Here is a 22,534-nt window from a genome sequence, read left to right as displayed (position 1 = left end):
CGGAAAGAGGGGGCACGGAGGAGGAACTGATCGGTGTGTAAACCCAACTGGCGGATATTCAAGCCGATTTTCCCGTGGGCATCACGTTTCTCCCTGCGTATCCGAGGAGGAAACCGAGGATACCGAGAGGAACGCCGAACGCCATTCCCCAACCGACGCCGAGGAGGAACGTTCCAACGGCTGTCGGGGTGCCGGTTTGCCCTTCGCCGATGATTCGAATGAAGAGGGCACTCACGGGAGCGAGACACAGGGAGATACTGACGAGGATGCCGCGGTTCCGATACGCCTGCCACCCCGCCAGTAGAACCAGTAGCGTCGCCGCACCGTAGACGATCACCCGTCCGGGGACGATGGCATACACGGTTTGGTAGTACCCGGAAACGGAGATGGCGAGGACGAGGGTGAAGAGACCCACTGCGATCACTCCCCATCGTGTGGTTAGCCCGAGGTCGTCGCCGATGAGGAACGCTCCGAAGCCTCTCCGCCGCGCTTCCATACGGTACCATTCGATTCGTTTCTCATCAAACTTCCGACGCGATCGACCGTGTATTCCATCTAACCGTCGGATCGTCCGGTCGGCGCATCTCCTCCCACGGATTTCGATGGAGTCGGCACAACTGTTTTGCTCATTCGTACCGATACGTTCCCTACACGGGGGAATGGGGAATGCCAGACAAACCACACCAGAACCTAGCGATTATCGGCCACGTCGACCACGGGAAATCCACGTTGGTCGGCCGACTGCTCTTCGAAACGGGAAGCGTCCCGGAGCACGTCATCGAACAGCACAAGCGCGAAGCCGAGGAGAAAGGCAAAGGCGGATTCGAGTTCGCCTACGTGATGGACAACCTCGCGGAGGAGCGGGAACGCGGTGTCACCATCGACATCGCTCACCAGGAGTTCGACACCGACGAGTACTACTTCACCATCGTCGATACGCCCGGTCACCGCGACTTCGTGAAGAACATGATCACGGGCGCGAGCCAAGCGGACAACGCTGGGTCTCGTCGTCGCAGCGGACGACGGCGTTGCACCGCAGACGCAGGAGCACGTCTTCCTCGCGCGCACCTTGGGTATCAACGAACTCATCATCGCGGTCAACAAGATGGACTCGGTCAATTACGACGAGGACCGCTATCGTGAGGTCGTGGACGAAGTGACGAAACTGTTGAATCAGGTCCGCTTCGACACCGAAGACGCGTCGTTCATCCCGATTTCGGCGCTCGCGGGCGACAACATCGTCGAACAGAGCGACGAGATGCCGTGGTACGACGGTTCGACGGTCCTCGAAGCGCTGAACGACCTGCCGATGCCGGAGGCACCGACCGACGCGCCGCTCCGTCTGCCGATTCAGGACGTGTACACGATTTCGGGAATCGGGACCGTTCCGGTCGGACGCGTCGAAACCGGCATGCTGAACATGGGCGATACGGTTTCGTTCCAACCCAGCGACGTAAGCGGGGAAGTGAAGACCATCGAGATGCACCACGAGGAAGTTCCCGAAGCGGGGCCAGGCGATAACGTCGGCTTCAACGTGCGTGGGGTCGGGAAAAACGACATCCGACGGGGAGACGTCTGCGGTCCGGCAGACGACCCGCCGAAGGTGGCGGACACGTTCACGGCCCAAATCGTCGTGATGCAACACCCGTCGGTCATCACGGCGGGCTACACGCCGGTTTTCCACGCCCACACGGCACAGGACGCCTGCACCATCGAATCCATCGACCAGAAAATCGACCCGGCCAGCGGCGAAGTCGTGGAGGAAAATCCGGACTACATCCAGAGCGGCGACGCCGCCGTCGTGACCGTCAGGCCACAGAAGCCACTTTCCATCGAACCGTCCTCGGAGATTCCCGAACTCGGGAGTTTCGCGGTGCGGGACATGGGGCAGACCATCGCGGCGGGCCGAGTGCTGGAAGTGAACGAGAAGTAACCACGAGCGTTGACCCACGATTTTTCGCGTTCGACACTCCCGGGAGCGGTGCATCGACCATCGACCACCGACCACCGACCACCGACCACATCCGCAGAAATGAGTCATACGTCTCATCTCGAAAGTACGCGAGGGGGAGAGAAACCACATATTCAAATTATCGTGCTCGTAGTACTAGATTCGTGTTGTTTTTTCGGCTTGGAGTTTCCAATAGAGATGATTAGCGTTCAAAACCACCACAAAGACTAAATAGTAACCGGCCATTGTAGAATATGCTATGACATACCAGGAAGGAGGGAACGAATAAGGATTGGATCACCCACGAAAATCCACGGCTTTGCGCCTGTCAAATCTATACCTCTGTGTCTGGTTCGGTGCATCACTCAATGCATCTACCGTTTTCAGTGTTCATACACGCGACGTACGATCGTAGAATCTCGGCCAGTCAGCGATGAGATTCACCCGTACCGACGCGCTTTTTCATACGGAACTGCTACGAAAGGTGTGAAATGGCTCCACGAAGAAGGACGGGTACGTAACCCGTTCGGAATGCGACCCTCCTGTCAGTGTGAAGAACGGCACGACGGGGACTGTGCAGTGTTCGGCTACGGCGATGCGAACGCGGATTTCCATCTCATCGGCGACCACCCGGGAACGCACGGTGGCACCGAGACGAACGTCCCGTTCACCGGCGGTGAAGTCGGCGAAAAACTCCAACCGGTGCTGAACGACGTCGGCCTCCTCGGCGACGTGTACAGCGACGAACCGACCATCGCCAACCTGTTCATGAGTTACCTCCACATGAGCAGGCTTCCCGACGGTCGGCCACCGACGCCGAAGGAGTACGACGATATGGAGCGCTTTTTCGACGCCGAACTCAGAGCCATCGCGGCACACGTCCTCCTGCCGGTCGGCGAAACGGCGACGGAGCACGTCTTCTGGGAGTTCACCGCGCAGGCCGACAAATACGGCTTCGACGGCGGAACACCGGACATGGCGGCGCTGCACGCCGAAGAGATCAAGGGACGGGGGTTCCTCGTCGTCCCGATTCGTGATCCCCGCGAGTGGGATGCGGACGACGGCGACGAACTCCGCGAGCGACTGACCGGGATTCTTTCGTCGGAGTATCAGCAGTCGGTCGATCTGGGACGGTTCATGCCGGGTGCTGACCCGTACGTGGTTCGGTGATCACGCGAACGATCCCGACGACGATTCCGGCGAGGAGTTCACCGGCGAGCAGCACGACTGGAATCACGACGAACGAAACGGCGAGAAACCCGAACGCGATGCCGACGATGATTGCAACTCGTTTCCACCGCGATTCCGGACGTTCGAACTCCATATCCGAACCACGGTTCCGAGACGGGTAAAAATCGCTGAGCGTTTCGGAGAAATTCGTGGGAAAACTACGGGTATGGTCGGATTACCGCGTACAGCGGAACAGTGATCGACGGCGCAGAGCGGTGGAGCGGAACGGTGGAGCAATGGAGCGGTAGAACGGAACGGCGGCTAATTTTCGAGATATTACGGAAACGGGCCGGTCCACTCGTCCAAACAATCCTCGCTACAGAAGTGGAGCGTCACGTTTTCGGTTTGATTGGCGGTGACGCTGTGACGAACGACGACCGTCGGGTGGTACTCACCGAGATTGACGAGTTTTCCGCAGTTGGTACAGGGCGAAAACTCCTCGTCCGGGTGGGGTGTGTCGGGCATGGAGGGACCACGACCCGGACGTGCCTAAACGTATGGACTAGTCGGAACGGGCAGCGTCCCGTTCGACCGGGATGGTGTTTTCGACCGCCTCGCGCACGTCCTGTTCGAGGACGGAGAACGCCATGGCGCGAATAAATACCTCATAATCGGCGTGCGTGTCGGTCGCATCCTCGGCGGCGATCTCGGTCACCATCTCGATCTCCGGTTCCCGTTCGGAGAGTTCACAGACACGAAGCGACACGTCCCGATTCCAGAGGTCGCCGATACACTCCCCGACGGATCGATACAGCGCGGCGCGCATGCTCATCCCGGCATCGATCCGATCGTTGACTTTTCGCGCGAGTCGCCGGACCATCTGCCGATACTCCCGTCCATCGAGGGTCGCCATCGTCGGAGAAAGGTTCCATTTCGGTATAGTAAAAGACCGATGACGCTCCCGTCTATGGAAACGAACATATCCACTACATAAACGTACCAGATGACGGCCAGAAGATAAATTAGAGCTTTATCATTGACGTAGACCCAATACCTTTTTAAAATCTACGTCCGATATTGAACTACATGGCACGCGAGCAACGAAACGACCGATTACCGAGACGGAAGTCCGTCCCGGTCCGAAGTAACGACGACACTCTCTCCCCCGACGATTTCCTCCAATCTGATGGGATTCACTTCTACGATGAATCATCTCGCTCCGACGAAACCCCTTGCCTGACAGCGATTCGAGGAGCGGAAAGCACCGCATACCGGGGACCGGGTAAATGAGCGTCAGTTCCGACTCGGCGGTAGACGAGTTCGAACACGCGTCCGAGGAACTGGTCGAACCCCTTTCGCGCGACAAGATATTCCATATTCTCCAGACACAGCGCCGAAGGGATGCACTCCGGTTCCTGAAGGATACGGACGGGGCCGTCGAGATGCGGGACCTCGCAGAACAGGTCGCCGCGTGGGAAAACGACACGACGGTCCAGGCACTCACGTCCGACGAACGCCAGCGCGTGTACATCGCGCTGTACCAGTCCCACCTCCCGAAACTCGAAAGCGAGGGCGTCATCCGCTACAACAAGAGCAGGGGTATCGTCGAACGCGGTCCACTGGCGGACCAGTTCGACCCATATCTCGACACGGCGGAGGAAACGGACTACGAAACCGAACCAGAAACCGACGACTCGGACGACCAAGCAGTACCGTGGCTGACCTACTATCGGCGAGTCACGGCCGTCGGCGTTCTGTTGCTGATGACGGCGTGGGCCGGCATCCCCCCGATAGCATCCATCCCCGACCTCATCTGGGGTGGACTCCTCGTCACGACGTTCACCGTGTTGTCGCTCGCCCAAATCCTAACCGACGACCGATAACGTCGCTGGCAACTCGCTAGACCCGAACAGCTACACCGTTTAGTGTGTTTTTCGAGAAAGACCGCACAGCTCTCGTTATTGCGATAATTATAAAAAATATCATATTAGAGGAGTCCCAAAAACGTCCGTGAACCGAATTCGACTCGAAAACACGGAGTTCGAGGGAGAAAACAGCGTGTACCTCCTCAACGCGAGTTCCGACGGCCCGACGACACTCATGACACGAGCGTCAGAAAACCGGAAACGCTCGCGTCGCTGGAATCCGGGTTGGCGGACCACGGCTGTTCGGTCGAGGACATCGCGCAGGTGTACATCACCCATTGGCACACCGACCACGCCGGACTGGCCGGGACCGTGCAAGAGCGAAGCGGCGCCACCGTCCACGTCCACGAGGAGGACGCCGCGCTCGTCGCCCAGCGCGAATCGGCGTGGGACGCCATCGAAACCAGACAGCAGCGACTACTGGGCGAGTGGGGACTCCCGGAACCGATCCAAGAACCCGTGTTCCGGAACGCGGTCAAAGCCGGACGCCTCGACGGCCCAACCCCCACCGTCGAACCGTTTTCCGCCGGGGACACCTTCGACTGCGGCGACTACGAACTCGAAGCCGTCCATCTCCCCGGACACACCGCCGGTCTCGCCGGGTTCGCCTTCGACGGCGAAGACGGCCGCGAACTCTTCTGCGGCGACGCCCTCCTCGAAGCGTACACCCCCAACGTCGGCGCGCGGACGTTCGCCTCGAAAACCCACTTGAGGCCTACCTCGACACCCTCTCGCACGTCGTTTCGGAGTCCTACACCCGCGCGTGGCCCGGCCACGGCGACCCCCTCGACGCCGTCTCCCGCGCCCGTGAAATCCACGCCCACCACCGCGAACGCGCCGAGGACGTGGTCGGCGTGCTGAACGAAAACGGCCCGACCGACCCGTGGACCATGGGTGCCCACCTGTTCGGCGAACTCGAAGGAATCCACCTCCTCCACGGCCCCGGCGAGTCCTACGCCCACCTCGAACATCTGGCGAACGCAGGGTACGTGGAACGAGCGGGTGACGAGTACGAGTTGATCGAGCAACCGGATTTGGACGCGCTGTTCGCGGAGCGGATGGTCGTGAGTTCGCGGTAACCGGCCCACCGCCGCCCGGAATAGACCACGGTGTTCGAGTTGGAAAGAAAACGCGTGAAGAAGACTTATGCGGCGTTTCGACCACTATCGTATATGAGCACGATAGTCAATTGGCGCCAGTTGTTGTTCGTCTTCGTCGTCGCGGTGATATCCGTCGGACTCGATTACACCGTCCTCGATAGGATTCACACGATGGACGCCGCGCTGCAGCAGTTGGCGATGCTCACGTTCGGACTGTACATCGCTTTCACGCTCGTAAACACGGTCTGGAGTGTGTTTGCCGGGTATCAGGAGAGTTAGGTCGGAGAGCACTGTCGCCCAGACCCCGTGCGGGCGCGCTGATGTGCGCGGTTTATCCGCGAGTAAGCAACCGAGGAGGCTGGGGAGGTTAGAGGGCGGTGGGGTTTTCACTGACGTCTGTATTTGCGGTCACAACAAGACCAAAACCAAGATCAAACAGAACACCTCACGACCGATAAAGTGTTCAAAATCCGACTCCCAACGACTGCAACCATCGAAAAACCAGAACCACCCAGTAGCCACCGAACGAAAGAAAGAATCAAATCCACCCAACTCGCCCTAACCTTCCATACCGCCGAAGGATAGCCCGCTCTCGATGTACCGCTGTGCGAACAGATACACCAAGACGATGGGCGTGGCGAAGGTCAGCGCGAAAGCCGAGAACCGCGCCCACGGGGTCGAGTACTTCCCGACGAGGCTGTAGAGGCCGACCGGGAGGGTGTACTTGCCGGTGCTGAGCAGGAGTTGGGCGACGATGAACTCGGTCCAGCCGGTGAGAAAGCTGAAGACGAGGACGGTCGCCAGTCCCGCCTTCGACAGCGGGATGATTATCTCCCAGACGATGCGCCACGTGGGCGCCCCGTCCATCATCGCGGCCTCCTCGTAGGAGGTCGGGATGTTGTCCATGTAGGTTTTCAACAGCCACGTGTTGAACGGGACGGCGGTCGCGGCGTCGTACGACGACAGCGCGAGTTTGCTGTTGTCGAGGCCGAACTGGACGAACGTGGCGTACAGCGCGATGAGCGCCGCGATGCCGAGTCCGCCGCCGACCTGCGTGAACAGGACGTACAGGTAGAGCACCTTGGATCGGAAGAGGAACTTCCGCCGCGAGAGCGCGTACGCCGCCGGGATCACGATTGCCATCGTCAGGATGACGGTGGGCACCGCGACGGTGAAACTGTTCCAAAGGAACAGCGGAAACTGCGAACAGCCGTCGAAGCGCGCGCAGTTCACCGTGGTAGAGACGCCGGGCGTCCGTAGCGCTATCTCCGTGCCGAACAGGTGAACCGCGACCGTGTAGCTCGGTATCGACATGCCGCCGAGTACCCATTTGTAGGCGTCGAGCGACGGTTTCTGTGGCAGGAGATGGATCCCGCTCGAACTATAGAGCGACCCGCCGGTCCCGGAGAGGGAGGCGAGGAATATCCAGTAGATCGGGAACAGCAGTGTCCCGACCATCAACAGCGCGAACGCGGTGGCGACGAGTTTCGCCGCGACTCGTCGCGCCGACACTTCGCCGGTTCGCAGGCCGTGGACGGTGTACCGCGCCGACTCGACGCGCGGACGGGTGCCCCGAGTGCACGTCGAACGTCCTCGGCGAAGCCGCCGAGGATTCCGTCGCTCATTCGCTCACCCCCTCCGCGAGGCGGCCGCGTTTCACGTTCAGGAACATGAAGCCGCTGATAACGATCAACGTCGCGGTCATGATGGCGGCCCCCTTCCCGTACTTGTCGAAGCGGAACGCCTCACGGTAGCCGTAGACGATGAGCAGTTCGTTCTGGCGGAGCGGTCCACCCTTGTTCATCACGTACGGGATGAGGAACTGCTGGAACGACGCCGCCGCCGTCAGTATCGACGCGAAGAGCACGGGTCGCTTGATGGACGGAAGCGTGACGTGCACGAACCGGTTGAGGAATCCCGCGCCGTCCACCATCGCCGCGTCGTGGAGTTCCTCGGGCACGTCCTGCAGCGCGCTCACGATGATGATGACCATGAACGGGTAGGCCAACCACGCTTCGGTGACGTTGTACGCCAGAAACGCGGTCCACCGCTGGTCGAGCCACAAAACCGGCTGAAGGTGCAGTCCGGTGAGTACCTGATTCGCCAGGCCGTATCGGGCGTTGCTGAAGATGCCGCGCCAGACGGTGATGGTGAAGATGGTCGGCAGGCCCATCGGGATGATGATGAGCGAACGCATGTAGCGCCGACCGATGACGTAGGGATTGGTCAACACGAGCGCGATGCCGATGCTCAGCGCGACTTTGAGGGCCACGCTCGTGAACACGAACAGCCACGAGATGCCCATCGAGTTCCAAAAGCCCGCGTTGAGCGGGAGCGTCGTGCTGAATCCGAACAGAATCAGCTTGAAGTGCGGCGTGCCGAACAGCACCCTCCGGTAGTTGTCGAATCCGACGAACGAGTACTCGTGTGTGAACAGCGTCAGGTTCGTCGCATCCGTCAACGACAGATAAAACGAATAGAGGATGGGGTAGAACATGAACGCCGAGAACAGAAACAGCCCCGGCAGTATCAGTAGCAGGGGCAGGTCGTCCCGGTCGAACACGGGATTTTCCAGCGCGTTTGCGCCGCGATTGAACGTCGAGCGAATACTCATGTGGCCTCAGTCCCAGTTCTGCTTGATCGTCTTCTCCGCCGCTTCGAACGCCGGTTTCGCGTCCTGCTTGCCTTTCAGCACCTTGAGGAACGCGGACTTGACCGGATCCCACACCTTCTGCATGTGCGGGGCCGTCGGCATCGGTTCTCCCATCTGGACGGATTCGGAGAAGCCTTTGACTGCTGGCGGAAGGTCGTCGCTGCCCGCGAGGTCCTTGTGAACCGGGATGAAGCCGTGATCCTTGGCGAGGTCGAGGAGCAGGTCAGTGTTCGTGGTGTGCCACTCGGTGAACTTCCGAGCGGCCGCGGTGTTCCCGTTCTCCTCGTTCATCTTCTTGGCGAAGTACCACATCTTCACGCCGGTGTACGGTTTCGGTTTGCCGCCCTTCGGTTTCGGAAGCGGGGCGACGCCGACATCGAGACCCTTGTCACGGACGGTGCCGAGATACCACGGACCGTTGATGGCGAACGGCGCGTTGCCCTCGTTGAACACGGCGGCCTGCGGGTCGTATTTCTGATCCTTCGGGATGTACTTCGCCAGTTCGTCGCGCACGAATCGGAATCCTTCGAGCGTCTCCGACTTCGTGAGGCCGAGTTCGTCCTTCTTCTCGTCGTAGTAGTAGCCGCCGAAGGATTGCGCGTAGCCGCTGATGAAGTAGGGGTCGATGGGGAACGAGAGGCCGTATTTCCCGTTCGACGGGTCGTGGTGTTCCTCCATGATGGACTGCATCTCTGCAACCGTTTCGGGCGGTTCGTCCACCATGTCCTTGTTGTAGAGCAGTGCGACGGTTTCGGCGGCGTACGGCAGGCCGAGCGTTTCGCCGTCGAACTGCACCGCCTCCGCCGCTGCGCTGGTGTACGTGGATTCGAGGTCCACCGAGAGGTTGTCGCTCTGGTCCGAGAGGAACCCGGCGGGTTGGTACTCGCCGATCCAGTCGTGTGCCCACTGGAATAGATGCGGGCCTTTTCCGGCGGGGAGTTTGTTCTCGATGGTCTTCTGCAGGTCCGAAATCTCGGAGAGTTTTATCGCATAGTCGGATTGTCCCTCGAACTTCTTCACGTTCGATTCGAGGCTCTTCTTCGGTCCCTTCGGACGCGAATGCCAGAGTTGTCCGGTGCCGCCGGAGGTGTCGTCGTTGCCGTTGCCGCCGTTTCCGTCGCCACCACCGCCATCGTTGCCGTTGTCGCCGCTGCCGTCTTTCTCGTCGCTGTTCACGCTGATGCATCCCGCAAGGGTGATACCAGCCACTGCGCCGCCTGTCTGTAGAATTTTCCGCCGTGGGTACGACATGGTTGTATCCGTTATGAAATATGACTTCACGTATTTAACCGTTAGGGATTTTCGTGTCGTTTTCTCATCGACATATTTGAGAAAGGGGACGAATCGGTCGAATATCGGCCTTGAAAAGTAGTATGAAATATCCCATCACAGATTTGGTTCGATGGGAAAGAACTTTACCGTGGTACGACACCACACGAGTAATGGCAAGCCTTCGACTGGAGACGCTCAGAAAGGAGTTCGACCGCGGCCAAATCGTCGCCGTGGACGGTCTCGACCTCGATATCGAGGACGGCGAGTTCGTCACGCTCGTCGGTCCGTCCGGGTGTGGGAAGACCACGACACTCCGCATGATAGCCGGGTTGGAAAGCGCCACCGACGGTCACATCTACATCGGCGACGAGGACGTGACCGACGTTCACGCCAAGAACCGCGACGTGGCGATGGTGTTCCAGAACTACGCGCTCTACCCCCACAAGACCGTCGAGCAGAACATGGGATTCGGACTTCGGATGAGTACCGACCTCTCGAAGGACGAGCGCCACGAGAAGGTGTACGAAGCCGCCGAGATGATGGGTATCGAGGACCTGCTCGGGGACAAACCCGACGAGTTATCCGGCGGGCAGAAACAGCGCGTCGCGCTCGGCCGCGCCATCGTCCGCGAACCCGACATCTTCCTCTTCGACGAACCACTGTCGAATTTGGACGCGAAACTCAGGACCACGATGCGAACCGAAATCCAGCGCATCCAGCAGGAACTCGGGATCACGTCGGTGTACGTCACCCACGACCAGGAGGAGGCGATGACGATGGGCGACCGCATCGTTATCCTTCGTGACGGCGAACTCCAGCAGATGGGCGCGCGACGACGAACGTGTACGAACAACCCGTAAACAGCTTCGTCGGCGGTTTCATCGGGTCGCCGAGCATGAACTTCATCGACGTTCGCGCGCGCGCGACGGCGACGCCGTCGTCCTCGAAGACGACCACGGTGCGTTTTCGTGCCGTCTCGCCCCGTCCTTTTCCGACCGAATCGAGAACACGGATGCGGCGTTTACCATCGGTATCCGACCGGAGGATATTTTCCCCGCGGCGGAGTCCGACCGGAACGCCCTCTCGGCCACCGTCGAAGTGGTCGAACCCATCGGGAGCGACAACTACCTCTATCTCGATCTCGCACCTGACTTCATCGCGCGCGTCGATTCCGACGTCGAACCCGCACCCGGCGAGACGATTCGGATCACGTTCGACGAGGACGACCTGCACGTCTTCGACGGCGAGACCGGTGACGTCGTCGGTGAGAGCGAAACGGTGGCGGGAAAAGCGTCGGTCTGAAATCGATTCGATTCAGTCGTTTGCGGCTCGTTTTGCCGGTCCCAGTTCCCCCCGTTCGTCCAGCGACGCGACCGTCGCCAGTCGAATCGCGTGGGGCCACCCGAGCGGCGTCGCGCTGTCGGCCTCGCCCACGTCGAAGTACTGTTCCGGGAGGTAGCCGGTTTCGGCACAGAGCGAACCGCCGGGCAGGAGCAACGAAAGGAGGTCGCGCGAGCGGCGGGCGAACTCGACGCCGCGGCGGTCGTCACGCTCGGCGAGCAGGTCCGCCAGTTCGTTCGCGGCGTTGGCTCCCCACGCCGTCGAAACCGTCCAGATTTTGGGCGTCGTCTGCTCGCGCACGCGCCAATCGTCGCCGTCGAAACGCGCGAGGCCGCGAATCTCGCTCTCCTCCGGGTCGCGCCAGAGACCGTCGAGGACGGCTTCGGTGTGGGAGACGAGTCGGTCCACCTGCTCGGAGTCGAGGTCGACGACCGATGCGGCCGCGCGGTGTGCGGCCGCGAGCGCGAGCGCGCTCGAATCACGGCGCTCGTCGCGGTCGTCCTCGACGAAGTCGAGCGCGTAGAACTCGCCCGTCCAGAGGCGGTCGAGTCCGGCGAGTACCGCTTTCGTTCCCTCCAGCGCTCGGTCCCGAACGTCGTCCGAGACGGGCGCGCGGGCGAGTTCCGCGTAGGCTTCGAGGTACGTCGCGGCGGTGTGGGCGAAGCGCCCGGTCATGTTCTCCCACGCGTTCTGGCAGTGGATCGGCAGGCCATCCGCTTCGAGGGTGTCGTCCAATCCGTCGAGCGCGGCACGAAGGGTTCCCTCGATTTCGGTTTCGAGTTCCGCATCGAGGTCGGACGTTCGGAGATAGGTGGCGAGGAAAGCGATCACGCTTCCTGTCTGGTCCGCTTGATAGTCCGCGCCGTCACCGGCCTCGACGCGGGCGTTCGCCCACCCCGGGGCGATGGTCCCGTCGCGGGGCCAGACGCGGTGGGGCCACGTCCCGTCAGGGCGTTGGGTTTTACAATACAACCGGGCGCTTTTCTCGTGCCAATCGGCCAGCGAGAGGTCGAAGTGGTCGTCGGCCGTGAGCAAGAAGCGGGAAATCTCCGCGTCGTCGCGGAACCACGTGTAGCCGTAGCCACCCGAGTACTGGTAGAACGGGTCGAAATCCGGCCCGGCGATTCGCGCCCCCGTCTCCGCCGACAGAAACGAGAGCACCCGGAGGTCGTCGGTGATGGCCGTCCGTCGTCGGCGCGTCGAGCGTCGTATCGAGAAGGTTCCGGGACGTCTCGTCGGTGGCGAGGGCCCGAATTCGGGCGGGAGAATCGTACTCGGAGGCGAGTTCCCGAACTCGCCGGAGAGCATCCTCACGGGGGAGTTCACGGTGGTCGGCGAGCAGGGAAACGAACGTCGTCGCACCATCGAGCGGGAGGGAGACGACGAGTTCGCCGCTGAGGCGACTCTCCTCGTAACGGCCGGTGTCGGCGATACCGGGTACCGCGTTGGGTTGCTCGGAGACCAGCGCCTCGAAATCCGCCGGAACGAGACCGTCTATTTCGGAGGGAGCGGCGGACATTCCGAGGTAATCGTGTTCCGCGGTGTGGTACACCTCGACCACGTCGCCGTGGCGAAGTTGTCCGATTCTGTCGTCCCGGCCGTCCGGCGCGAACCCGAAGTAGGCCACGAGTTCGTCGGGAACGGCGTCGTTTTCGTCGGCATCGTCGACCGCAAAATGGGTGAGATGGAAATCGCCGAACGTCAGATCGTACTGCGTGATAGACCAGTCAGCGGTCCCGTGTTCGGTGACGACGAGGGCGCTCCCCTCGTGATAGCGTTGCGTCGAATCGACGGCGTCGAACCACACGATGTCGGCGTTTCCGTCCCTCCGAACCCCGAATCGTGAGCGGTCGAGTCCGTAGCGGCCGGAGAGCGGGTAGGAGTAGTCGCGGAGCGACCCATGCGGGCCGACGTGGACGAGTCGAGCGTCGAAACCGGAGAACCGGCCCGCCGTCGTCCGGCGCTCACCGGGGAAGCGGGTCGCGTTCCCGCGGTGGCGTTTGAAATCGGAAAGTGCGTCGCGGAGCGTCATCAGGTAGCACCACGAGTCGGGGTGGTAAAAGACTTGGTGAAATAATCCTTCACAGATTCTCAACAGAACGCAAGATAGTTATAACTCCCCTGTGGCGTGAAACACATGCACACTGCTGATCCCCCTCGATTCACGACGGTCGGAGCGGCGGTCGAACTCGCGCCGCACGACCCGAATCCGAACGGAGAGTACGAGTGGCACCTCGAAACGCGCCCGGACGGCAGTTCGGCGGTCGTGGACGACGCGCCGGTCGTCCACTTCGCGCCGGACGTCCCGGGCGTCTACCGACTCCGACTCTCCGCGCCAGACGGCGACCACGAACGAACCGTCCGCGCGTTCCCCGACGAGCGCCGACCCGCGCGCTTCGAACTGCCGCTGTCGGACCTGCCGATTCCCCACGAGGAACTGGAGTCCGTCTGCATCGCGGGGCCGTTCAACGAGCACCTCGTCGGCCGCGACCGGCCGACGTACGAAAACGGGGCGTACGTGTACGAGACGGAACTTCCGCCGGGCGAGCACCCCTACGGATTCCTGCTGAACGACGACCTAACCGAGCAGGTGCAGGGGACGCTCACCGTCCCCGGACCGGGACGGCCACGGATTCACCTCGATGCCACGGTGGAAACGGATTCGGTCGTCGTCACGGCGACGACCGAATCCGCACCCGACAGCGAGTTCGCGGACGACGAGTTGACGGTGGAACTTTACGAAAACGGTTCGCGGGCCGTGACCGACGGCCCGCGAACCGTCCGAATTCCCCGCAACGACATCGGGGACGGACTCAGGATTCACGCCGTCGCAGTCGGCGAACGCCACAGCATCGCCGACTGCGTGGAGATTGGCGGAAAAAGTGAACTCGGACTGTCCGAGCGGAGCGGGTCCGAGCGAAGCGAGGTGCCACGGAGCGAGGGAGTGGGAATTCACAGGCCCAACGACCCGCCGGAGTGGGCCGAATCCGCCACGGTGTACGAGATTTTCGTCCGGTCGTTCGCGGGCGAGACGGTCGATACCACGTTCGAGGAGTTGGAACGACGGCTCCCGTATCTCGAATGGCTCGGCGTGGACTGCGTCTGGCTGACCCCGATTTTGGGAAGCCCGACCGACCACGGCTACCACACGACGAACTACTTCGAGACGGCCGAGGACCTCGGCACGCGCGGGGAGTTCGAATCCTTCGTGTCGGCCTGCCACGACGCCGGAATTCGGGTCGTCTTCGACCTCGTCATCAACCACTCCTCGCGGGACCACCCGGCGTTCCAGATGAGCGCCGCCGGGGTGCCCGAGTACCGCGATTGGTACATCTGGGAGGAAGACGAGGAGACCGGGGAACCGAAGGCACAACGCTACTTCAACTGGGACCGAATCCCGAACTACAACTTCGATTCACTCGCAGTCCGGCGATTCCTGCTCGACGTAGTGGACGAGTGGGCGGGGGTCGTTGACGGGTTCCGCTGCGACGTGGCGTGGGGCGTCCCACACGAGTTTTGGAAGGAACTCGCCGCGCGCGTCCCCGACGATTTCCTGCTGTTGGACGAGACGATTCCGCGCGACCCAGCCTACCACGAGGGCGAATTCACTATCACTACGACACGACGCTGTACAGGGACCCTGCGCAAAATCGGAAACGGTGAAAAACCCGCATCCGCCGTGTTCGACGCGCTCTCCGACGCCGAGCGTGCTGGCTTCCCCGAAAGCGCCGTTCACCTCCGGTACGTCGAAAACCACGACGAATCGCGGTATCTCGACGATTGCGACCGCGACGCGCTGAAAGCCGCGGCCGCCGCGACGTTCACGCTCCCCGGTGCACCGATGATCTATTACGGGCAGGAGCGCGGGATGACCGAGTACCGCGGGACGATGCGCTGGGACGACGGCGACGACGAGTTGACCGCGTTCCACCGGTCGCTGGTCGAAGTCCGCAACGAACATCCCGTGCTCGAAGGCGGGACGGTCGAGGGAATCGAATGGGAGAGCGAATCTTCGAGCGTGGTCGCGTTCGCCCGCGACGATGGCGAATCGCGGGTCGTCGTTGCGTTGAACTTCGCGGACGGAAGCGAGACGGTTCGAATCGGCGAGCGCGTCGAGGACGTGAACCTCGTGTCCGGAGAACGGGTTCCGACCGCCACTGGAAGGGATTCGAAAGTCGAACTGTCGGTTTCGGACGTCGTCGTCGTTCGGACCACCGAGGAAAGTAAATAGGTACCCGAGAAATCATGAGTCAGGAAATGGACGACACCACGCTCGAAAGCCTCCTCCGCCAGTTCGGTCTCTCCGAAAAGGAAGTCGATACCTATCTCGCCATTCTCGAACAGGGCGAGGCGAAAGCCAGCACCATCGCCGACGACGCCGGTGTCTCGAAACGCTACGTCTACAGCACCAGCGAGAAGTTGGCAGACAGGGGATTCGTGGAGGTGAACGACCACGTCGTCCCGACCATGATCCGCGCGAATCCGCCCGAACGGGTCATCGGGACGCTCTCCGACCGGGTGGAAACGATGCGGCCGCGCTGGACGAACGCTACTCCGCGACGACGAGCGAACCGGACCAGTTCGAGGTCATCAAATCCCGCGTCACGGTCATCAAGCGGATTCAGAACCGCCTCGCCGAGGCGAACGAGGAGGTCACCCTCTCGATACCGTACGAACATCTCCCAGAAGTCGCCGACGAACTCGCGGACGCGGTGGAACGCGGCGTCCTCGTCCTGCTCGTCCTCAGCGGAATCCATCGTGACGACGTCGATGCGGCGGAGTTCGGTGGACTCGCAAGTACCGTCCGCGTCTGGCGCGAACCGATGGCGACGACGCTCACGGTGGACAAGCAGTTCGGTCTCGTCGCTCCGACCGAGATGATCGTTCGGTCGAACAGCGAAAAACAGGCGATCACCTTCGCACAGGAACAACTCGTCCCCGTCCTCGTCGGGTCGTTCCTCGGCAACTACTGGCCGATGGCGAACGAAGTGTACGCCGCAGAACCTGTGGAGTTGCCGAAGACGTTCGACGACTTCCGCTCGGCCGTGCTCCAAGCGACGCTCCACCTCCGCGAGAACGACGCCATCGTCGCACGAATTCGGGGGCGACCGGTCGGCGGTGATAGCGATATGGTAACCATCGAAGGCCTCCTCATCGACGTTCGGCAGGGACTGCTCGAACCCGCATCCAACGCGTTCCCGGTCGAAGCGGCGCTCGTCATCGAAACCGACGAGGGCGAGATAAGCGTCGGGGGTTCGGGGTCGTTCGTCGAGGATTTCGAAGCCGAAGCGGTGACGCTCGAACTCGCGGAGTAGTCTAAATCGAAAAGGGGATCAGTGGTTCGAGACGTGTTTTTCGAGCAGTTCTCGATTCTTGCGGTTCGCCTTCCACGTCGCGTCGAACACCGACCCGAGGACGGGAACCGCGCCGCCGAACGCGTCGATGGCGATGTTGGCGAGCATGCGGCCGAGGACGTGACGGGGGACGTCCATTCGATAGCCTTCGAGGGCGATGTAAAGCGAGATGATCGCCGACGCGGCGTCGCCGCCGACCGGGAGGAGGCCGAGAATCGGGTCGATACCGACCCGGAAGTTCGTGCCGGGAACGCGGAACGCCTCGTCGAGGAGGTCGCTCACCGTTCGGACCCGCTCGATCGATTTTCGCTTGTAGCGGGGTAGATTTTCGGGGAGGTCGGCGTGTTTCATGGGAGTATATCCAGGTACTCGGGCGGGTTATGCGTTCCGGCGTATGTCGAAAGTCGAAACGAAGCCGCCAGCGCTAGATTCTGAGGAGTATTCCGGTGGAATGGTGGAAGGTGCAGGGTGGAAGGTGCAGGGTGGAAGGTGCAGGGTGGAAGGTGCAGGGTGGAAGGTGCAGGGCAGTTCGTTTACGGACAATCGTGCCGTCCTCCTCTGCCATGCGCGAAGTAGAAATCACGTCGATACATCGGATGACGCCCCGAGTGAAGCAGTTCGAACTGGCCGACGACGTACCGTTCGATTACGAACCCGGGCAACACACACAGTTGCACTTCGATGCGAGCGAAGCAAGCGAGGTGGATGCGTCGGGCGACGACGAAGTCGTTCGTCCGTACACGCCCACGACGATTCCGGGAACGGATCACCTCGTCCTGGCGATAAAACGATACGACGAGGGAACTGCCTCCGTGTACATGCACGAGCGAACGCTCGGGGATACCATCCGAATCGAGGAACCGGACGGCAACCTGTATCTTCGGAATCTCGACTCCGACGTGGCGTTCGTCTCGACGGGGACCGGAATCACGCCCATGGTGGCGATGGTGAAACACTACCTCCGCGACGGCGACGGGCACGCGACGTTCCTCTACGGGGAAAAGACACAGGACGACGTGATGTACCGGGAGACGCTGGATCAACTGGAAGCTGAAAACGAAAACCTGACCGTGGCCTACTCGCTCTCCGACGAGGAGTGGGACGGCCGAACCGGACACGTCCAAGAACACGTCGAAAGCGTCGTCGCGATCCCGAATCCACCGACTTCTACTGCTGTGGCGTCCCCGGAATGGTCGTGGAGACGAAAGAGGAATTGGAGGCGATTGGGGTTCCCGAGGAGCGGATTTACAGCGAAGGGTGGGAAGAGGACGAGGTTTCGGAGGAGTGAGGAAAAACGGTTCGTCCCTGCGGCGATTGCGGGTTCCGAAACAGTGAATCGACCGACCCACGAGGAACCGTATATGAACAGCACGCGCGTCACGGTGTGGAACGAGTTTCGACACGAACGTGAAGACGAAGCGAGCGAGGAGTGTTATCCGGACGGCATTCACACGGTCATCGCGTCGGCACTTGGAGAGCAGGGATTCGACGTCGGGACGGCGACGCTCGACGAACCAGAACACGGCCTCACCGAGGAGGTACTCGCGGAGACGGACGTCCTCATGTGGTGGGGACATATCGCACACGACGAAGTCGCGGACGAAATCGTGGAGCGCGTACAGCAACGCGTGCTCGACGGGATGGGACTCATCGTGCTCCATTCCGGCCACTTCTCGAAGATATTCAAGGAGTTGATGGGTACCACGTGTGACCTGAAATGGCGAGAAGACGGTGAACGCGAACGCCTCTGGGTCGTTGACTCCGGGCACCCCATCGCCGACGGTATCGACGAACAGGTCGTCGTCCCGAACGCCGAGATGTACGGCGAGCAGTTCGACATCCCCGCTCCGGACGAACTCGTCTTCGTCAGTTGGTTCGAGGGTGGCGAGGTGTTCCGAAGTGGCTGTTGTTACCGCCGCGGGTCGGGGCGTGTCTTCTACTTCCGACCGGGACACGAGACGTATCCGATTTACCGACAGCCGGAAATCCGAAAAATCCTGGGGAACGCCGTCGAATGGGCCGCTCCAGACGAGGCATCGCGACCGTCGTTCGGCAACGTTCCCGAGCCACCGGAAGCCAACTGACGTCGGTGGAAGTTTCCCCCGATAGGCTGACCGAGAGGAATAATCACTAAAAGAGAATGCAGTTCGATCGCTGCGTGGAGGACAAAGTTATATATTGATCACATACGAGACCTGTATTGTAGAATGGAACGTCGCCCGATTCGGGTGCTACATGTCGAAGACAACGAGTTCTTCGGAAAGGTCGCGTCCGAAATCCTGACACAGGAAATATCGGATGTGACCGTTCACACGGAGACCATCCCGACGGACGCTCTCGCCCGCCTCGAACTGGAACAGTTCGACTGCGTCGTCAGTGACTACGAGATGCCGGAAATGAACGGGCTCGAACTGCTCGGCGCGGTAAAAGAGATCGCCCCCCAAACACCGTACATTCTCATGACGGGCGGTGGAAGCGAAAAAACAGCGAGTGAGGCCATTTCCGCGGGGGTAACCGACTATCTGAAGAAAGGAACCGGAAAGCGGCAGTTCGTCGCCCTCGCAAACCGGATCGAGAACGCCGTGGCTCACCGCCGGGCCGAACAAACGGTTCAACGCCAGATGGCCATCAACGACCTCATCTGGGACGTCAGCCAATCGCTCCTCGAAGCAACGACTCGTGAAGAGATCGAAGAAGCCGTCTGCAAACGACTCGCGGCGTCCGAATCGTATCTCTTCGCATGGATGGGGAAAGTGGACGATGATGGTCGAGTTGTCCCTCGGGTCCGCGCCGGAGACGAAACGGGACGTCTCGATACGGTGGTTTCCGACGACGCGGATCGAGACGAGTTGGAACATGCCTCCCGTACGTTGAAAACGGGGGCGATACAGGTGACACACGATATCGGTCCCGATTCGTCGTCCGAAAGACGGTGGAACGGACCAAACCGGGAGTACTACTCGAAGGCGACCATTCCGATACAACACGAAGGAACCGTATACGGTGTTTTGAGCGTCTACTCCGATCACCCATACGCGTTCGACGAAACGGAACGACGTGTTCTCTCGAAGTTCGGGAACAGCGTGGCGTACGCCATCAACTCGGTTCGAACACGACAGGAGTTGCTCAGGCGGGAACAACGACTGCAGGTATTCAATCGAATCCTCCGACACAACCTTCGAAACGACCTCAACGTCGTCCTCGGGCATGCGGACAACCTCAAGGAAGCGATTCCCGAAGCCACCGAGAGTGCCGAGATCATCAAGCGGAAAGCGAGCGACCTGATAGACGTCAGTGAGAAGGCCCGTGAAATCGGTCGAACGCTGGACAAGCGCAGTCAGAAGCGGATAGCCGTCGAAGTCACTGCTTTGATCGAGCGGACGTGTTCGGACTTGCGGGAAACGTATCCGAACGTGGACCTCGCTACCGACCTTCCGGACACGGCGTGGGTCTGTGCGGACAAGACGCTCGATACGGTCATCACTGAAATCGTCGAAAACGCAATCAAGCATAACGATCAGGAGGTACCTAGCGTGATGATTTCGGTGAAGTCCGAACGGGAAAATTGGATCGAGATCGAAGTCACGGACAATGGACCGGGAATACCGAAGGAAGAACAAGCAGTGCTAAACGAGGGGCGGGAGACCGCGCTCCAGCACGGAAGCGGTCTGGGCCTGTGGTTGACGAACTGGATAGTCGGAAAGTTCGGCGGCGAACTCATCTTCGAAACCAATCATCCGCAGGGGAGCGTCGTGACGGTTCGCCTCCAACAAGCGGAGCCGCCAACTGAGTAGCTGATTTGTCATTACCGACCGAATCGATTTGCCACTATCGACGGAATCAATTTGCCAGTCGTCGGGTAACGCGTCAGTTTTGTTTTATTCTAATCTGTTTTTAAACAGTGTCGGAGTTATCCAACAATAAGTATATAGTGATGAGGCAAAATGATTGAGATGGAATGAGTACCGAGCTTTCAGGTGTTATCGACCGCTTCCGGCAGCCGGAATACATCGGCGAAAACCGCTGTACGCCGTGTACGATCGTTAACGTCGTTATCGCCGTCGTCGCTAGTACGATACTGACATTTGCGGCGATGCCGATTGGAATCGCATTCTTTGTGTTCAGTATGGCCGCGATTTACGTTCGTGGGTATCTCGTACCCGGAACTCCGTGGTTTACGAAAACGTACTTCCCCGACTGGCTGCTCAAAAAATTCGACAAACACGAAATGCAGACCGTCCAGACTGCATCACCGGAACCGACGGACCGCGAACCGGAAAACGTTCTCGTCGATGCGAACGTCGTTCAACCCTGTGAGGAAATCGACGACCTCTGTCTCGACGATGAGTTTCGCCAAGTATGGCACAACAACATGGAACGAGTCATGAAGGACGGCGCGGAAAAGAGCGATTTGAGTCGAATCCTCGGCGCGGACGAGGAGGAATTGGAGTTCGAAGAACACGACGCCGCCTTCATCGCCCGAATGGACGGTCGGCGACTCGGCCAGTGGGAATCCCGTGCCGCACTCGTCGCCGTACCTCGCCGCCGCTCGCGAGTTGAGTGATCGCTACGACGATTGGGACAAACTCTCGGTCGATAACCAGAGTCGGATCCTGAGCGGTCTCCGCATCTTCCTCGACACGTGCCCCGAGTGCGGTGGCGACATCACCGCGGAACAGGAAACGGTCGAATCCTGTTGCCGTTCGATGGAAGTCGTCGCCGCCACCTGCCAAGGATGTGATGCCCGTATCCTCGAAGTCGAACAGAATCAGTAGCGAAAATCGAATAGTGACTAGTTATAGTTTGGCCAGATTGTTCAGTTACAGTTCGACCGACCAGTACGCGTATCGGTCGATGTGAATGCAGTATGGATGCAAAAAGGATGCAGGGTGGGTGCAGTATGGATGCGGAATAGATGCAGTATGGATGCGGAATAGATGCAGTATGGATGCGGAATAGATGCAGTATGGATGCGGAATAGATGCGGTATAGGTCCAAGAAGAATGCAGGAAGGATTCAGTATAGAAGTCGTTCGATACGAGTACCGGTCGATCATCACAACACCACCGTTTCCGCTGTTCTAAAGCGAAGTACAAGAGTACTCAGAAGCGTTTCGGCCAGCGGCATGGATCGAGGGAGACGGTCCAAGTGTGCTTAATCACTGTTGTAAGCAGCTGAGAGCTCGTGGCAACGGAACGAATTCAGGTTCAGTTCTATCGAGGGGGGTCACCGCTGAATGTCGGATCGCATGATCACCGGATTTCGGGTGATATATAAACAACCCCGTGATTTCCGCTGTTTCCGGCGATAACCGTCCGTCATAATCGACCCCATCGTTTCCGTTGTTATTTGCGACGTTTTGATCCCGGTTTGTCGTGTAGACACCCGGTATTGAGGTCGGATCACTACAAATCGGGTCAACATATTTCGTTCCGGAAACAAGTATGAACGATCATTGATAAAGTTGGGTAGAAAAGATGCTGAGTCTCGGGAAGAGGAAATCGAGATCGAACGGACGAGACATCACGGAAATCGATTCCAGAGCAATTCAACGCTCCCATGGATTCTGCCATGAACTCGTTGTCATCGGTGGGTTAGACGGGAACACAGAGACCCCATGATTTCCGTTGTTCGGTGTGTAAGACACGAAGCGGACGATAACGAGAAATCGAGATTATGGGGGAGGGGACACCCACCCCATCGTTTCGCTGTTTTGGCGGTTGGAGAGGGTGGGGGTGGGGTGGAGGGGTGGTGGCGGGGCGAAGACG

Annotated in this window: 15 protein-coding genes and 7 pseudogenes; 13 read left to right on the top strand and 9 right to left on the bottom strand. The window is 60.1% G+C overall.

Going from position 1 to position 22,534, the window contains the following annotated elements:
- Positions 1-58 precede the first annotated feature (58 nt).
- On the bottom strand, positions 59-496 hold the full coding sequence (locus tag A4G99_RS01970; RefSeq protein ID WP_066138802.1) for a hypothetical protein: 438 nt from the start codon (positions 494-496) through the stop codon (positions 59-61).
- Between the two features lie 170 nt (positions 497-666).
- On the opposite strand from A4G99_RS01970, the pseudogene tuf reads away from it, so the two are divergent.
- Both tuf and A4G99_RS01960 read left to right on the top strand, forming a co-directional pair.
- Positions 667-1,933, top strand: a pseudogene (tuf, locus tag A4G99_RS01965) (translation elongation factor EF-1 subunit alpha).
- 549 nt (positions 1,934-2,482) lie between these two features.
- Complete coding sequence (locus A4G99_RS01960) at positions 2,483-3,121, top strand: uracil-DNA glycosylase family protein (RefSeq protein ID WP_066138961.1); 639 nt, start codon at positions 2,483-2,485, stop codon at positions 3,119-3,121.
- Here A4G99_RS01960 and A4G99_RS01955 read toward each other — a convergent pair.
- The 3 genes from A4G99_RS01955 to A4G99_RS01945 all read right to left on the bottom strand — a co-directional run bounded on the left by A4G99_RS01955 (position 3,087) and on the right by A4G99_RS01945 (position 4,034).
- Entirely contained in the window at positions 3,087-3,275 is a 189-nt protein-coding gene (locus A4G99_RS01955) for a hypothetical protein (protein WP_066138798.1), read from the bottom strand. The genes A4G99_RS01960 and A4G99_RS01955 overlap by 35 nt on opposite strands.
- A gap of 182 nt (positions 3,276-3,457) precedes the next feature.
- Positions 3,458-3,646 (bottom strand): hypothetical protein, encoded by a 189-nt coding sequence (locus A4G99_RS01950; protein ID WP_066138791.1) that lies wholly within the window; start codon positions 3,644-3,646, stop codon positions 3,458-3,460.
- Positions 3,647-3,683: 37 nt separating this feature from the next.
- On the bottom strand, positions 3,684-4,034 hold the full coding sequence (locus A4G99_RS01945) for a hypothetical protein (RefSeq protein ID WP_066138788.1): 351 nt from the start codon (positions 4,032-4,034) through the stop codon (positions 3,684-3,686).
- A gap of 373 nt (positions 4,035-4,407) precedes the next feature.
- Between A4G99_RS01945 and A4G99_RS01940 the strand changes: the two genes are divergently transcribed.
- The 3 genes and pseudogenes from A4G99_RS01940 (at position 4,408) to A4G99_RS01930 (ending at position 6,425) form a co-directional block, all read left to right on the top strand.
- Entirely contained in the window at positions 4,408-5,004 is a 597-nt protein-coding gene (locus A4G99_RS01940) for a hypothetical protein (RefSeq protein WP_066138785.1), read from the top strand.
- A gap of 127 nt (positions 5,005-5,131) precedes the next feature.
- A pseudogene (locus A4G99_RS29690) lies at positions 5,132-6,125 on the top strand (MBL fold metallo-hydrolase).
- Between the two features lie 93 nt (positions 6,126-6,218).
- Positions 6,219-6,425 (top strand): hypothetical protein, encoded by a 207-nt coding sequence (locus tag A4G99_RS01930; protein ID WP_066138782.1) that lies wholly within the window; start codon positions 6,219-6,221, stop codon positions 6,423-6,425.
- A gap of 279 nt (positions 6,426-6,704) precedes the next feature.
- Here A4G99_RS01930 and A4G99_RS01925 read toward each other — a convergent pair.
- The 3 genes and pseudogenes from A4G99_RS01925 to A4G99_RS01915 form a co-directional block, all read right to left on the bottom strand.
- Positions 6,705-7,771 (bottom strand): annotated as a pseudogene (locus A4G99_RS01925) (sugar ABC transporter permease).
- Complete coding sequence (locus A4G99_RS01920) at positions 7,768-8,760, bottom strand: carbohydrate ABC transporter permease (RefSeq protein WP_066138779.1); 993 nt, start codon at positions 8,758-8,760, stop codon at positions 7,768-7,770. Before A4G99_RS01920 ends, A4G99_RS01925 begins: the two are co-directional and overlap by 4 nt.
- Before the next feature lie 6 nt (positions 8,761-8,766).
- Entirely contained in the window at positions 8,767-10,050 is a 1,284-nt protein-coding gene (locus tag A4G99_RS01915) for an extracellular solute-binding protein (RefSeq protein ID WP_066138776.1), read from the bottom strand.
- Positions 10,051-10,241: 191 nt separating this feature from the next.
- On the opposite strand from A4G99_RS01915, the pseudogene A4G99_RS01910 reads away from it, so the two are divergent.
- Positions 10,242-11,373: pseudogene (locus A4G99_RS01910) on the top strand (ABC transporter ATP-binding protein).
- A gap of 12 nt (positions 11,374-11,385) precedes the next feature.
- Here the strand turns inward: A4G99_RS01910 and A4G99_RS29685 are convergent.
- Positions 11,386-13,444: pseudogene (locus tag A4G99_RS29685) on the bottom strand (glucan 1,4-alpha-glucosidase).
- Between the two features lie 105 nt (positions 13,445-13,549).
- Between A4G99_RS29685 and A4G99_RS01900 the strand changes: the two are divergent.
- On the top strand, positions 13,550-15,643 hold the full coding sequence (locus tag A4G99_RS01900) for an alpha-amylase family glycosyl hydrolase (RefSeq protein ID WP_066138774.1): 2,094 nt from the start codon (positions 13,550-13,552) through the stop codon (positions 15,641-15,643).
- Positions 15,644-15,669: 26 nt separating this feature from the next.
- Positions 15,670-16,727 (top strand): annotated as a pseudogene (locus tag A4G99_RS01895) (TrmB family transcriptional regulator).
- Between the two features lie 18 nt (positions 16,728-16,745).
- Here A4G99_RS01895 and A4G99_RS01890 read toward each other — a convergent pair.
- A complete protein-coding gene (locus A4G99_RS01890) occupies positions 16,746-17,117 on the bottom strand; it encodes a DUF4112 domain-containing protein (RefSeq protein WP_066138771.1) in 372 nt (123 codons plus the stop codon).
- A gap of 212 nt (positions 17,118-17,329) precedes the next feature.
- Between A4G99_RS01890 and A4G99_RS24185 the strand changes: the two are divergent.
- The 5 genes and pseudogenes from A4G99_RS24185 to A4G99_RS26570 all read left to right on the top strand — a co-directional run.
- Positions 17,330-17,845, top strand: a pseudogene (locus A4G99_RS24185) (ferredoxin--NADP reductase); the annotation flags it as partial.
- A gap of 282 nt (positions 17,846-18,127) precedes the next feature.
- Positions 18,128-18,850 (top strand): ThuA domain-containing protein, encoded by a 723-nt coding sequence (locus tag A4G99_RS01885; RefSeq protein WP_066138958.1) that lies wholly within the window; start codon positions 18,128-18,130, stop codon positions 18,848-18,850.
- A gap of 123 nt (positions 18,851-18,973) precedes the next feature.
- Positions 18,974-20,560: a response regulator gene (locus A4G99_RS01880; protein WP_066138768.1), complete on the top strand. Its 1,587-nt coding sequence runs from the start codon at positions 18,974-18,976 to the stop codon at positions 20,558-20,560.
- A gap of 164 nt (positions 20,561-20,724) precedes the next feature.
- Positions 20,725-21,330 (top strand): hypothetical protein, encoded by a 606-nt coding sequence (locus tag A4G99_RS01875; protein WP_223301582.1) that lies wholly within the window; start codon positions 20,725-20,727, stop codon positions 21,328-21,330.
- Positions 21,323-21,541 carry a hypothetical protein gene (locus A4G99_RS26570; protein WP_223301581.1) on the top strand — a complete coding sequence of 73 codons (219 nt, stop codon included), beginning with the start codon at positions 21,323-21,325 and terminating at the stop codon, positions 21,539-21,541. Before A4G99_RS01875 ends, A4G99_RS26570 begins: the two co-directional genes overlap by 8 nt.
- Positions 21,542-22,534 lie beyond the last annotated feature (993 nt).

The organism is Haladaptatus sp. R4, from assembly GCF_001625445.1.
In the GTDB taxonomy this organism is placed as follows: Archaea; Halobacteriota; Halobacteria; order Halobacteriales; family Haladaptataceae; genus Haladaptatus.
This window is presented reverse-complemented; position numbering and strand designations above follow the sequence as displayed.

Bases quoted from the DNA above. Each gene is read 5' to 3' on its own strand.
- A4G99_RS01970 (WP_066138802.1), bottom strand. From the start codon at position 496: ATGGAAGCGCGGCGGAGAGGCTTCGGAGCGTTCCTCATCGGCGACGAC.
- A4G99_RS01960 (WP_066138961.1), top strand. From the start codon at position 2,483: ATGCGACCCTCCTGTCAGTGTGAAGAACGGCACGACGGGGACTGTGCA.
- A4G99_RS01955 (WP_066138798.1), bottom strand. From the start codon at position 3,275: ATGGAGTTCGAACGTCCGGAATCGCGGTGGAAACGAGTTGCAATCATC.
- A4G99_RS01950 (WP_066138791.1), bottom strand. From the start codon at position 3,646: ATGCCCGACACACCCCACCCGGACGAGGAGTTTTCGCCCTGTACCAAC.
- A4G99_RS01945 (WP_066138788.1), bottom strand. From the start codon at position 4,034: ATGGCGACCCTCGATGGACGGGAGTATCGGCAGATGGTCCGGCGACTC.
- A4G99_RS01940 (WP_066138785.1), top strand. From the start codon at position 4,408: ATGAGCGTCAGTTCCGACTCGGCGGTAGACGAGTTCGAACACGCGTCC.
- A4G99_RS01930 (WP_066138782.1), top strand. From the start codon at position 6,219: ATGAGCACGATAGTCAATTGGCGCCAGTTGTTGTTCGTCTTCGTCGTC.
- A4G99_RS01920 (WP_066138779.1), bottom strand. From the start codon at position 8,760: ATGAGTATTCGCTCGACGTTCAATCGCGGCGCAAACGCGCTGGAAAAT.
- A4G99_RS01915 (WP_066138776.1), bottom strand. From the start codon at position 10,050: ATGTCGTACCCACGGCGGAAAATTCTACAGACAGGCGGCGCAGTGGCT.
- A4G99_RS01900 (WP_066138774.1), top strand. From the start codon at position 13,550: ATGCACACTGCTGATCCCCCTCGATTCACGACGGTCGGAGCGGCGGTC.
- A4G99_RS01890 (WP_066138771.1), bottom strand. From the start codon at position 17,117: ATGAAACACGCCGACCTCCCCGAAAATCTACCCCGCTACAAGCGAAAA.
- A4G99_RS01885 (WP_066138958.1), top strand. From the start codon at position 18,128: ATGAACAGCACGCGCGTCACGGTGTGGAACGAGTTTCGACACGAACGT.
- A4G99_RS01880 (WP_066138768.1), top strand. From the start codon at position 18,974: ATGGAACGTCGCCCGATTCGGGTGCTACATGTCGAAGACAACGAGTTC.
- A4G99_RS01875 (WP_223301582.1), top strand. From the start codon at position 20,725: ATGAGTACCGAGCTTTCAGGTGTTATCGACCGCTTCCGGCAGCCGGAA.